General features: G+C 45.5%; 10 protein-coding genes and 1 other annotated feature. Of the genes, 3 read left to right on the top strand and 7 right to left on the bottom strand.

Features of this window, described 5'->3' with window-relative positions:
- Nucleotides 1–45: 45 nt before the first annotated feature.
- Entirely contained in the window at nucleotides 46–882 is an 837-nt protein-coding gene (locus MZO41_RS00180) for an NAD(P)H-hydrate dehydratase (RefSeq protein WP_003644232.1), read from the top strand.
- Nucleotides 883–1,018: 136 nt separating this feature from the next.
- Here the strand turns inward: MZO41_RS00180 and MZO41_RS00175 are convergent, their stop codons facing one another.
- From MZO41_RS00175 to leuS, 3 genes are all read right to left on the bottom strand, one after another.
- Nucleotides 1,019–1,759, bottom strand: a complete 741-nt coding sequence (locus tag MZO41_RS00175) for a 16S rRNA pseudouridine(516) synthase (RefSeq protein ID WP_003643178.1) — start codon at nucleotides 1,757–1,759, stop codon at nucleotides 1,019–1,021.
- 7 nt (nucleotides 1,760–1,766) lie between these two features.
- Entirely contained in the window at nucleotides 1,767–3,437 is a 1,671-nt protein-coding gene (locus tag MZO41_RS00170; RefSeq protein WP_011101352.1) for a putative polysaccharide biosynthesis protein, read from the bottom strand.
- Nucleotides 3,438–3,960: 523 nt separating this feature from the next.
- Nucleotides 3,961–6,387 (bottom strand): leucine--tRNA ligase, encoded by a 2,427-nt coding sequence (gene leuS, locus MZO41_RS00165; RefSeq protein ID WP_003643180.1) that lies wholly within the window; start codon nucleotides 6,385–6,387, stop codon nucleotides 3,961–3,963.
- A gap of 138 nt (nucleotides 6,388–6,525) precedes the next feature.
- Nucleotides 6,526–6,736 (bottom strand) — a binding site (T-box leader).
- A 113-nt stretch (nucleotides 6,737–6,849) separates the two neighbouring features.
- On the opposite strand from leuS, the gene MZO41_RS00160 reads away from it, so the two are divergent.
- Nucleotides 6,850–7,533 carry a phosphatase PAP2 family protein gene (locus MZO41_RS00160; RefSeq protein ID WP_013355437.1) on the top strand — a complete coding sequence of 228 codons (684 nt, stop codon included), beginning with the start codon at nucleotides 6,850–6,852 and terminating at the stop codon, nucleotides 7,531–7,533.
- Nucleotides 7,534–7,562: 29 nt separating this feature from the next.
- Nucleotides 7,563–8,129 (top strand): tRNA 5-(aminomethyl)-2-thiouridylate-methyltransferase MnmM, encoded by a 567-nt coding sequence (gene mnmM / locus MZO41_RS00155; RefSeq protein WP_033098978.1) that lies wholly within the window; start codon nucleotides 7,563–7,565, stop codon nucleotides 8,127–8,129.
- Nucleotides 8,130–8,224: 95 nt separating this feature from the next.
- On the opposite strand, the gene MZO41_RS00150 is transcribed toward mnmM, so the two are convergent.
- The 4 genes from MZO41_RS00150 to MZO41_RS00135 are packed head-to-tail and all read right to left on the bottom strand — an operon-like array spanning nucleotide 8,225 to nucleotide 13,158.
- Nucleotides 8,225–8,422: a hypothetical protein gene (locus MZO41_RS00150; RefSeq protein WP_013355435.1), complete on the bottom strand. Its 198-nt coding sequence runs from the start codon at nucleotides 8,420–8,422 to the stop codon at nucleotides 8,225–8,227.
- 29 nt (nucleotides 8,423–8,451) lie between these two features.
- Nucleotides 8,452–9,978 (bottom strand): glycosyltransferase family 4 protein, encoded by a 1,527-nt coding sequence (locus MZO41_RS00145; RefSeq protein WP_013355434.1) that lies wholly within the window; start codon nucleotides 9,976–9,978, stop codon nucleotides 8,452–8,454.
- A gap of 10 nt (nucleotides 9,979–9,988) precedes the next feature.
- Nucleotides 9,989–11,497, bottom strand: a complete 1,509-nt coding sequence (locus MZO41_RS00140) for a glycosyltransferase (protein ID WP_013355433.1) — start codon at nucleotides 11,495–11,497, stop codon at nucleotides 9,989–9,991.
- A gap of 26 nt (nucleotides 11,498–11,523) precedes the next feature.
- On the bottom strand, nucleotides 11,524–13,158 hold the full coding sequence (locus MZO41_RS00135; RefSeq protein WP_003643186.1) for a hypothetical protein: 1,635 nt from the start codon (nucleotides 13,156–13,158) through the stop codon (nucleotides 11,524–11,526).
- Nucleotides 13,159–13,270 lie beyond the last annotated feature (112 nt).

The raw sequence follows: 13,270 nt of genomic DNA, 5'->3' as shown, positions 1-13,270 counted from the left end.
AAATGGTATACTCAAAGTAAATTAACTTAGAAAGCTGGTCATTTTATGCAACCTATTACAACTGAAATTGTTAGCCGAACGATTATCAAACGACCGGCTGATTCTCACAAAGGCAATTACGGTCGAATCATGCTGATTGGGGGTAATCAAAATTTTGGTGGTGCTATCATCATGGCCGCAACGGCCGCAACATATAGTGGTGCCGGTCTGGTGACGGTCGCTACCGACCCGTCTAATTTCACGAGTCTACATGCTCGGCTACCCGAAGCCATGGTCATTGACTATCACCAAACGGACACCTTATTAAACCTGCTGGCAGGAATGGACGTTATCGTCATCGGTCCAGGCCTTGGAACAGATACCGTCGCTGATCAGTTACTGACCGCCGTTCTCGCTGCGACGCACGTCCCACAACGATTGGTCATCGATGGTTCGGCGCTGACCTTGCTTGCACAGCAGGCCCGCCCCTTACCCGCCACGGACATCGTGGTCACGCCACACCAAATGGAATGGCAACGACTTAGCGGTATCGCGATCAAAGATCAAACCCCAACTGCCAATCATGACGCGCAACAACGGTTAGGTGTTACGGCCGTGGTCAAAGCTCATCGCACGACCGTCTACACTGACGAACGAGTCTGGTTCAACCCCGGCGGCACTCCGGCCATGGCGACCGGCGGCATGGGTGACACGTTGGCTGGTATGATTGGTGGCTTCGTAAGTCAATTTCATAATTTCACCGATGCCGTTCTCAGCGCGGTCTACTTGCACAGTGCCATTGCCGATGACCTCGCTGCAACGCGGTACGTCGTCTTGCCGCATCAAATCAGTGCCCGCATTCCGACTTACATGCACCGCTTTAGTCAGATTGAACGCCCTTAGCTAGCTGGACCATAATGAACACGAAAAAGCCAACGACATTATGCTAAAAAAGCCTCAACTAACCATGCTTGAATTCATAGTTAGTTGGGGCTTAATGATTTAATTTAAAACAGAGTGGCCGAATTCGTAACACGCACTATTCGCCTACGGGTTGGTTCGCATCCGCCTTCAACGCTGTTAGTTCGTCATCAGTCAGCGCACGATAGTTCCCCGCTAATAAGCCAACGGGTAGCGTTAACGAACCAAACTTGATTCGCCGTAACCCGACGACCCGTTCACCTAACGTTCCGACCATCCGCTTAACTTGGTGATACTTGCCTTCATGGATCATGATTCGAATCGTGGTAAAGTTCTCGATTTCATGGAATTGAACAATCTCAGCCTGAGCCGGTTGCAGTTCAGTCCCGTCCTTTAACGTGATTCCATCATTAAAATTAGCCAATTGAGCTGCAGTGATTTCCCCCGTTACTTCAGCCTCATAGACCTTCGTAACATGGTGGTTCGGCGACAATAGGTCGTGCGATAGGGCCCCATCGTTCGTAATGACCAAGATTCCCTCAGTATCTTTATCGAGACGACCCACGGGAAATAGATCGTCACGAAAATCCGTCGTATTGAACAGGTCCATCACCGTTTTCGCAGCGGAATCCGTCGTTGCCGTGATGACCCCGACTGGCTTATTCATCACATAATAGAAGTATTGTTGGTAACGGACCTGCACGTCATCTAAAAAGACGGTGTCACTGCCAGGGTTGATCTGTTGTTTGCCAGAGATTACTGGCTCACCATTGGCAGTGATATGACCATCTTTAATCAGACGACGTACTTGAGTCCGCGTACCAATTCGCATCGCATGTAAAAATTTATCTACTCGCATAATTCACCTATTTAATCCGTAATTTCCGTCGTAACCCAGCAGCTTTCGTTCCAATCATCAAATCAGCCATCCGTGAACGGAGTGCTAAGTAAACGTAAACCGCACCACCAGCGATAACTGCTAGGGCCACGATCAAGAACGATTGCGTCTTACTGTGCTCATTCAACACAAAGTTCAGCCCATAAACAACTAATCGTGCCGTGACGTACGTTAAAATCGAATAAACTAAAATTCGATTGATTTTTGGTAATAACTTCACGTACCGAATTCCAAAGTTGACTTCCAAATCATACATCGCCATCAGACTCGCAACCATCATCCCAATCGCGGTCGCAACCAGGGGCCCCGCCGTTGATAGGAAATAGATACATGGTAACTGAATCACGATTTTGACCAGTAAGCCGATCAAGTAATAGCGAATAATATCGCGGTTGCGTGATAGGCCTTGCATCAGCGCCGAAATCACCGTAAAAAAGCCTAAAGCAATCGCGGTAAATGCTGAGATCTGCAGAATCAAGGTCCCAATTTGATCATAACTATAAAAGAGCGTGTTAAGTGGTTGTGCCACTGCGGCCATCCCCAGCGCTCCGGGAATCATGATAAATAGGAATAAAATAATCGAATCTTCCAATTGTTTACGAATATTACGCATATTATGACTGGCCAATGATTCAGATAAAATCGGCACGACCGTCACGGCAATCGCAGACGCCAATGACACAATGATCATCACCAATTTGTTCGCATTAAATGCAAAGTAAGCATACAACGTATCGATCTGCTTAGTACCCAAATGGTAAACCAGCCGCATCATCGGTTGGAACGTTGCTTGATCCAACAGGTTGAAGACTGTCGTCGCGGTATCGATCACAATAAATGGAATCGCCTGAATAATAATATCGCGGAACAATTGCCAGACTGGAATAACTAGTTTGTTCTCACTCTGAGCAGCTAAGGCATTTAGCTCGGGCCGTTTGCGGAAATAATACCAACCGAGTAATAAGAAGCTGGCAGCCGCCCCGACGAATGCTGCGAATGTCGATTGGGTCACGGCATTCACCCAATCGCCGTGAGCGACGCGCATGATGAAATACGTCGCACCCAACATATAGATGACCCGAAAAACTTGTTCCACGAACTGTGAGATTGCGGACGGCGCCATCTGTTGATACCCTTGGAAGAATCCCCGGGTCAAAGACATCGATGGCAGAATCACCAAGGCAATAGCCAACGCATGCAAGACGGGAATCAGATTGGCATCATAGCCCCCAAAAGCTGTTGAAATCAAGCCAGCACCAAACCATAAAATAATGGCACCAATAATCCCAAAGGCTGACGTCAACAACAAGCCCCGCTTGAATAAGCGCTGTCCAACGGCATATTCATTCATCGCATTATATTCGGAAAGTTGTTTAGAAATTGCGGACGGAATTCCCCCGATCGCAATTAGCAGGAAAAAACTATAAATATTATATCCCTTGGCATAAAGCGCGTTACCTTGCGTATAATCAGCGCCCATCCAGATAACCCACGGGATAATATAAATCGCCCCGAGCACCCGTGAAAAGAGACTCCCAGCCGTCATCCAAGCCGACCCGCGCACCATCTTCTGGTGCGCTTCGGCTTCAGAATTCACGTGTGCATTCTGGGGCTGATTAGCTTTTGATTCCTCAGACATGTTCGTAACCCACTTTCTTAATTCAATCCTAATCATTTTAGATGAAAAACAAACAAGTTGCAATTCAATTCCGGCCTTATGCGTGAGTTTAACCGAACTTTAATGATAAGGTCTTGACAACTGCACCAGCTATTGGCGAACCGTACCGCCGTCCGATACCCTATGGCTGATACAGAAAAAAGGCCAATCCGTACGCTTTACCAGCGGCCACGATGCGGTCTCAAATTCGATTACAGCAGAGTGCCGCCATGATATCCATTTCCGCTGATTAAACCACGTTACTGCTAGTTTTAAGTTAAGCATAGGCGGTTGCACACACTCTGCCCACCAAAAACACGTGTGATTTGTCTCCCAAACCGAACCAGAACGTCCTCAGAATCTTTATTCACTTAACCAAATCAATCGTAACCGCACTAATTAGTTCTGTGAGTAGTTAAAAAATCGTGATAGCAACCAACAATTGTCAGTCACCATCACGATTAATTTAAGCGATATTCATTTAAGTTGATACTGGTCGTGGTACTTAGTTGGCAACCACGTTAACCAGTTTACCAGGAATGGCAATCACTTTACGAACTGTCTTGCCGGCCGTAAATTCCTGGATTTTTTCATCCGCCAGGGCTAGTTTTTCAAGTTCATCCTTGCCCATATCCTTAGCGACTTCGGCGTGCGAGCGAACCTTACCATTAACTTGAAGCACGATTTGGACCGTGTCTTCTACTAACTTAGATTCGTCATACGTTGGCCAAGTGGCGTAGGTGATCGTGTCATCATGGCCTAATAATGACCATAGTTCTTCCGACAAATGTGGTGCAATCGGTGACAGTAACTTCACAAAGCCTTCGATATAAATGATTGGTAAATCGTCGACCTTGTATGCTTCGTTTACGAAGACCATCATTTGTGAAATCGCAATGTTAAAGCGCATAGCTTCATAGTCTTCCGTGACTTTCTTAACGGTTTCGTTGTAGATTTTCGTCAACTTACCATCATTGATAGTCGTGATTCGATCGCGAACACGATTGTTTTCATCGATCATTAAGCGCCAAACCCGTTCGATCCACTTATTGGCACCATGTAACCCATCGGTACTCCACGGAATCGAAGCTTCCAATGGTCCCATGAACATTTCGTATAACCGCAACGTATCGGCACCATATTGGTCAACAATATCATCGGGGTTAACCACGTTCCCCCGCGACTTAGACATCTTTTCGTGATTATCACCCAAAATCATCCCTTGGTTAACTAACTTCTGGAATGGTTCCTTGGTTGGCACAACGCCTAAGTCATATAAGAACTTGTGCCAGAAACGTGCGTAAAGCAGATGTAAGACCGCGTGTTCTGCACCGCCCACGTATAAGTCAACGGGTGACCAGTACTTCAACTTGTCATAATCGGCCAAAGCTTCACGGTTGTGCGGATCAACGTAACGCAAGAAGTACCATGAACTCCCGGCCCATTGTGGCATCGTGTTGGTTTCACGCTTCCCCTTACGACCGTTTTCATCGACGACATTTACCCAGTCGTCGATATTCGCTAACGGGCTTTCACCAGTTCCTGATGGTTCCAGGTTCTTAGTTGCTGGTAACCGCAATGGTAGTTCATCTTCAGGAACCAGCGTCGTTTCGCCGTCTTCCCAGTGAATAACTGGAATCGGTTCGCCCCAGTACCGTTGCCGTGAGAAGATCCAATCACGTAACCGATAGTTGACCTTCTTTTCACCGGCATGGTGTTCACCTAACCAGTCAATCATCTTATCAATAGCTGGTTGCTTAGCTAAACCGTCAACAAAACCTGAGTTGATGTGTTCCCCGTCGCCAGTGTAAGCTTGTTGGTCATAATCATTATCACCCGCAATGACAGGTTTGATTGGCAAATCAAATTTTTGTGCAAATTCAAAGTCCCGATCATCATGAGCAGGCACTGCCATGATGGCCCCAGTTCCATATGAAGCCAGAACATAATCGGCAATCCAGATTGGCAGTTTTTCACCATTAACCGGGTTGATGCCGTAGCTACCAGTGAAGACCCCGGTCTTGTCCTTATTCAAATCAGTCCGTTCAAGGTCTGACTTGCTGGCGATTTTAGCTTTGTATGCTTTGATAGCGTCCGCTTGTTCGGGTGTCGTCAATTGTTCAACTAAGTCGTGTTCAGGTGCCAAGACCATGTAACTTGCGCCAAACAGCGTGTCTGGCCGCGTTGAGAACACTTCAATCTCGGTATCGTCAGGTTGACCAGCAACCTTGAAACGAATGGATGCGCCAACTGAGCGGCCAATCCAGTTACGTTGTTGCTCTTTGATGTTTTCTGGCCAATCAATATCGTCCAGGTCATCAATCAACCGGTCCGCATAGGCCGTGATTTTGAGGCTCCATTGCTTCATTGGCACCCGGTAAACATCATAGCCACCGCGTTCCGTCTTACCATCAACCACTTCTTCGTTAGAAACAACCGTTCCACCCATCATATCAGGAGCCCAGTTGACCAACGTTTCAGATTCGTAAGCCAAGCCCTTCTTATAGAGCTGTTCAAAGATCCACTGCGTCCACTTGTAGTAACTTGGATCAGTCGTATTCACTTCACGGTCCCAGTCATATGAAAAACCTAATGACCGAATCTGACGTTTGAAGTTTTTGATGTTCTTGGCCGTAAAGTCCTTCGGGTTATGCCCCGTCTTGAGCGCATATTGTTCAGCGGGTAAACCGAATGCGTCCCAACCCATTGGATGTAAGACATTGTACCCTTGCATCCGCTTGAACCGTGACATAATATCCGTGGCCGTATACCCTTCAGGATGTCCAACGTGTAATCCTTGACCAGATGGGTATGGGAACATGTCTAAGGCGTAATACTTCTTCTTATCCGTCGTATCTAATGTTTTGAAGGTTTTGTTTTCCTTCCAATAATGTTGCCATTTGCGTTCAATGACTTTATGGTTGTATGCCATAGTAGTGCCCCTTTCTTGCTGCCTTGTATGTAAAAGCTAGCATTGCGACTTTCCAACTGACTATTCAAGATGGCATTTTCATGCTTCAACTCAGTAAAAGCGGTTAAAAAACAAAAAAATCCTATAAGCCAATTAAGCTTATAGGACGAAAACGGGTTCCGCGGTACCACCTATGATTCCACGTTACCGTGGCCTCTTGGGAATCTTAACGCGAAACCACGTCCGTACCTACAATCTTGTTCAGCCGGAAGACTCGAAGGTGAGTTCATGATTGGTGAATCCCCGTTTGCAACTACCACGGAGTTTCTGCAAAACACCAGCCACTACTATTCCTTCTCAGAGTCGTAAAGTTATTGTTTTCATAGTAGCAAACCAGCACGTTTTTTTCAAGGGCCCAAGCCCCGCTGGCGATAAATTTTATCATCGGCATTAATCGGACCCCTGATAAAAAATGCTATAATAATGGCAATAATTTATTTATCGGAGGAATCAGTATTGAAGCAACGATCCTGGCAACGTTCGGACAGTTTGATTCTACTTATATTTATAGGCTGGTTAGGCTGGACGGCCGCGGTATGGCAACGGGCGCCTTGGTTAACACACTTTGATACCACGGTTGCTAATTTTTGGCATCATAGTCCCCAGTGGTTTCAACACGTGATGGTCACGTATACGCAGCTTGGCAATCCCCACACCATCACCATAATCACGTTGATTATCGGCCTGGCACTCTGGCTGGGCCATAACCCACGCGGCGCAGTCTTCTTTTGGGTCACCACCTGGCTGATTGCCGGCTACGGTAATTATCTCATCAAACAGGTCATCATGCGGCCACGGCCAACCGCTTGGCGACTTGTCCAAATTGGGGGGTATAGTTACCCCAGCGGGCACTCGACAACAACGACCGTTCTTATCGGTAGTCTGCTCGTGTTGGCATTTGACTACTGGCACCGCAATGCCTTGACTGGCTGGCTCACTGCCCTCGGCATAACGGCCATCTTGTTAATGATGATCAGCCGGGTCATCGTGGGCGTCCACTATCCCAGCGATACAATCGGTGGCCTTTTACTTGGAAGTGTTTTACTATATATAAGTGCGCGTTTTAGTACGCGTTATCGGCACGGACCGCTTCGATTGCGGCCCTAATTCATGAATTCAACAAGGGGGTAACACTCATTCAACTCAGTTCGGCATTAGCTTATAGCCACGCGCTAATGAACCAAGTCGTCAATCCCGGTGACCATGTGATTGACGCGACGGTTGGCAACGGCCATGATACCGTCTACCTCGCCAAGCTGGTCGGGACTACTGGTCGCGTCGACGGGTTCGACATTCAATCAGCGGCCATTGAAGCGACGACAACTGCCTTAGATAAAGCAGCGCTCACCCATCAAGTCACTCTGTGGCAAACGGGCCATGAACACATCGCAGATAAGATTGCCGCTGATCAACCTATCAAGTGTGCCGTCTTTAACCTGGGCTATTTACCAGGTGGCGATAAACAAATCATTACGAAACCAACGACAACGTTAACGGCCATAAAAGCCATTCAGGAACGCCTCGTCACCAACGGACTCATTATCCTGCTAGTCTATGCTGGTCATCCCGGTGGTGCGACAGAAGCACAAGCCGTTTTGGATTACGTAACGAATTTAGACCAGCATCAATTCCAAGTCCTACAATATCAGTTTATTAATCAAGTCCATGTGCCGCCATATTTGTTGGCCATTCAGAAACGTTAATTTAACGATAAATTAGCCGAAAAGACCTGTCAGACGATTAGCTTCGTCTGACAGGTCTTTTCAATTAGATACTTAACTTAAAAACCAATGGTACCTTACTTCTCCCACGGATACTTACCGTTCTCATCCTTAGGGGTATTACGCATGATCCGCTTAGTTCCCTCGTCCATCTCGTTACGCCGCTTCTTACGATTATGGTGACGAACAATTAGGACAAGACCACCGATGCCACAGTACACGATCATTCGGGTAAACATCTTAACGGTCCCATAAATGGTCATAAGCATTAACATTTTGCGCCCTCCCTTGCCGTCAAATCTACTTAAGCCGTGATCTTAGCAGGCTTAAAGTAATCTAACAATGCTTGCCACTGCTTGAAAACGGCTTCTTCTGAATAACGCTTGGCATTTTCATAGGCCTGAGCACTGTATTGTGCCAGCTGCCCTTGATTCTTCAACAATTCTAAAATCGTTTTGGTCAATTGTTGCACATCGCCGTCTGTCGTTAGGATTCCACTCTTATGATCCTGAATAATATCACTCGGGCCGTACTTCACGTCATTGGCAACCATTGGTAACCCATGGGCTTGAGCTTCTAACAACATCAATGAGAATCCTTCAGCTCGACTTGGCAAAAGTCCTAATTGGGCCCGATTGTAAACGGCATTGACATCCGTGGTATACCCCTTGAACAATACCACATCTTCCAAGTGCGCTGCAGCAACTTGTGCATGTAGTTGCTTTTCAATATCCCCGTTCGCATAACCCCATAATTCCAACTTGGCATCAGGAAACTGCTTGTGAACTTCAACAAAGGCTTCGATTGAATGATTCTGTTGCTTTTCAGGTGCCAGCCGCGCAACTTGCACGACGAGGTCTTTTTGTCGTTGGTCAAACTTCACCGGCGCGGCTTTTAACGTAGCATTATCAACATAGCCAACCGGAATAGTGAACGCTGGAATATCCTTACCAAAGCGGGCTTCCACGTCCTTAGTTTGTTCCGGTGTCGCAGAAATGACCGCGTCCCAAGCCGCCCAATTATTCAGCGCATTAGCATAATTATTGTTCAAGGTAGAATGCATAATATCCTTAGCATCACTCACATGGTTATTATGTAGATGCAAGACTTTCTTAGCTGGTGTGGTCATATTGAATAAGCCCCAGGCACATTCAACGGTCCGATCACAAATGAAGACATTTTGTTCATCATTCAACTGGTTAAGTTCATCATAGAAGTAACGGGTCAGTTCATTCATCCCATTAAAAGTATGGCTCTGCTCGTTGTAGTTCAAGACGCGCCACGTGATTCGCTCCTGACCAGCGTGATTTAACAAGTGTAACTTCTCCACGTGAATCAATCCATCCGGGCCAAAGTACGCTTCTTGGGCAATCTTACCGTCCCAGTCAAATAATTGTTCAAGACACTTAAAGCCCCGCGTATCCCACCAACTCATCTTGAGCGTACGACCATTAACGTCAAAGTATTGCACATTGCTAACAGCTTCCGTACCGGCCCGAAGGTAAATAATCATGATTAACTTACCACGTTCCATGACTTGAATCTGATTATCCTTCCGGGTTTTGATAGCATCGGCTGGCACTTCAAAGTCGGCCAAATCAAACCTTTGACGCTTGACCGACTGACTACCACAAAAGAAGTCAAAAAGATTAACAAAATCAGCATCGGCAATGTTGGCCCCTTCAAGCACATCGTGCAAATTCATTGCGAATACGCGGGTCACGATTTTAGCGGCCACATGGTGCTTCTTGAATAAAGTCAGTCGGTTGATTTCCGCCTGTTCGATTCCTGATTTTGAAAATTGCATGTTATCGTTTAAGAAATAATACATATGCGCCCTCCTACTTAATACCCAGTAATTGTTGCCAACGGTGCCAAACTTTTAAGTCAGTTTGTGACGTATGAAGCTTCTTAAAGGCGGCTTCGCTGAATGCCGTCAACTTCTTCGTATCCGTCATTAATTCGATGACCCGGTCACGCAGCGCCAATTGATTGCCAGGATCAACGATGAAACCGTCATGACCGTCATCAATCCAATCTTTAGGCCCATAATTAAAGCGATAACTAATCACTGGAATTCCGTGACTCATGGCTTCCGGCATACTCATTGGACCACCATCAACAATATCGGTATTGAGCAACAGCTGATAATCATCATAACGTGTTTCTAAATCAGGATGATAATCTAATAAATGCACATTATTCGTCAATTTTAATTCTTCAACCAGCTTATTCAGCGTCTTAAGATACTCTGGATCGCCGTAGCCGTAAAAGTCACACTGAATTTCTTTGACCTGTTGCTTAACTAACGCAATGGTCCGAATTAACTGATCCAGTTGCCGATCCGGCGCCAGCCGCCCAACGTATAGCAATTGCTTGGGGCGGGCCGTGATTGGCTGTAGTTTACTCTGCGCCAACGGACTCGTAGTTACAGTTGGTAACACTGTCACCTTAGCTTTAGGGAACCGCGTCCGCAGATGCTGAGCCTGACTTTCAGTAGCTGTAATGAAACCATCAAAGTGTTGCAGATTATCGAAGGCCGGTGTTAAGAACCCGTCCAACGGGGAATGAATTGGGTCATTAATATCCTTCGCCTGATAAATTGGAACCGTCACATACTTGTGAGAATCATCCTGAAGTTCCAACAACGGCTTCACACTGGTACCTGGGCGATCACTAATAAAGGTCGTCGTTTGCTTGTCCAAATGACTGAGTTCGGCCAAGAAGAAACGAAATAAATGGTTCGCGTCCTGGAAGAAGCGCTCTGCTTGATCACGATAATTCTTTAAAATCAAACGTGACGCTAGCGGATTACCGTTAGTGTCAGGTACATAGTACTGCTCAATAACGGTCTCGCCTTGTAGATTATAAAACCGTTCCAAAACCAGTTTACCGTTCTGACCAAAATATTGTGTACTGGACTTGAAGCCTCGCCAATCCCACAGGTCAGTTGAAGATAAGTTACCTTGATTGTCGAAGAATTCTTGGTAAAAGACGCGCCCAATCGTTCCAGGAATAAAGCCGACGTTGCTAACGTGTTCATCACCATTAAAAATTTTGCTAAAGTTGGCACCCACTTCTACCGCATATTCAACTGGCAGATGCATGTCATCAGTATGCAGAACTTTAGTTGGCACATCCGTGGTTTGTTGAAAGTAATCAAACATATTCAGCACTTGCTGGTTTGCTAACTGAAAAGTTCCCATGGTCTGATGTAGCAAACGGTCATACATCTTAGTCACAATCTGGGCTGGCGCTTTATAGTGGTTAAATAATTTCACCCGGTTGATTGCCGCGTGCTCAACACTCGAATTCTTGCCTAAAATATATTCATTAATGAAGTAAAACATACAGTCACCCTTTCTGTTACCTAGTATTATGCTTGTCGATATGTGTAGTTATAATAGTTGATCAACCCAGATAAGAAGTGTTCACAATCGTCAATCCGTGTCCGGAAATTGTCATGACGTGCATAGAACCCACCAATGAACTTCTGTGGATTATAGAGATACATTGCAATCTCAGGTAGAAAACACCCAGTAGTAATCTCATACAACGCACGATACCGCAATACCTGCCGTAAACGAACCAAGTCATAAGGTGCTATCAAGTCTTCATTACCTGAACGTTTAATCATATCGGTCATTTTGACGGCCGCATCAACTAACTCAAGTAATGTTGGATACGTGGTATCACGCTCTTCAATGAATTTTAGATGACTGAATACATTTTTCAAACCCAGTTTCATATAATCATGATTGTCTGGGAATACCAGTAATGCTTCATTGATTGCATAAGAAATCCAGTGATCATGGTATTTACCGTAGTCATTAGCCACCATGTAATCCAAGATTTGCTTCACCAGATCCATCACATTCTTATCATGTGTTAACTCATATAGTCGGGAAAGCGCAAATGCGACTTCTCCTTCATAATAGATAATTCGATAAGCTGCTTTGACCGTTAAATCTGGATTTAGGACATGAATTAACTTACCAGACGGTTCTTGGAAGAAATGGACGCCTTTAAAAGCTTTCATTAAAACTGGCACGAAAGTATCATCCTTGGTAACGTCTTGATATTTACTCAATGCAAGTATTAACAAGGCCTGTCCACCCAACTTTAGCTCGCCATTATCATCGACGAAGATTGCGCCCTCTTTTTCAATCGTGGCGTTTTTTAAGCCCCACTGAATCGCTAACTTAACTTTTGCAAAATCTTCAGTACGCTTTGTGAATGGAATGGCTTCCAGCAAGGCATATAAGGACGAAAAATGCCGCACAACATTGTAATTGCTAAGAACTCTTTGACGAGCCGGAAAATAACCGTAGACAAATTTTCCATTGCCTTTTAACTGATTAATTAGGAAAGTTTCACCATGTTCAATAGCTGATTGCAGCTCGCTCTGCTCGTCAGTCACCACCCGAACGCCCTTACCACAATCCTCTTGCTCAGATAGATTCCAGATTTTCTGCCCGTCAGTAAATACACCAGCGGTTGTAAAGACCCAAACATTTTCTGTCTTTCGAATATCGACTGGTAGCGCTCCTTCACGCTTGTTAAGATACGGCTCTACTCGATCATAGTCGACCCAAGAACCCGAACGATTCTTACCAATTCGATGCGCTTTGCTAGGACGGAAAAATGCTTGTCCATTACTTTCCATCTCCAATAAGGCTGTCTTGAAATCTGCATCAAAACTAATACCGTATCGCCAATAGTTCATCCGAAAAGTAGCTGCCAATCGCTTTTCAAAAGTTTCTCTTGGTAACTTCTGTGTTGATTGAACTGCTTCTAATCGAACCCAACTCGCTTGAGGGGTTTTGGCTAATTGTTGTGCAACTGCTATCCAAGCTTGCTTGAAAGAATCGCAACGATAGAATCGCACTTGGGCCCGATGTCGATGATCCGATACCGAAAGTGCCAAGGTTACGGTACTTGTACCGTAATCTTTCAAATTTCCAGTTGCAATCAGTGCTTGCTTAAGCTTGGTGACAGTAGATTTTTGCATCTTAGTCTTACCTCTTTCAATTTTCTTTTATGTACGCCAAAACGGGCTTCACGCCCGTTTTGGTTAATAGTCTTATTTTACAACGTATATCGTTAGCAGTACTAACAAATCA

This window comes from Lactiplantibacillus sp. C232, from assembly GCF_023806725.1.
Classification (GTDB): Bacteria; Bacillota; Bacilli; order Lactobacillales; family Lactobacillaceae; genus Lactiplantibacillus; species Lactiplantibacillus plantarum.
The sequence above is the reverse complement of the archived record's forward strand: the minus strand, read 5'-3'. Positions and strand labels throughout refer to the sequence as shown.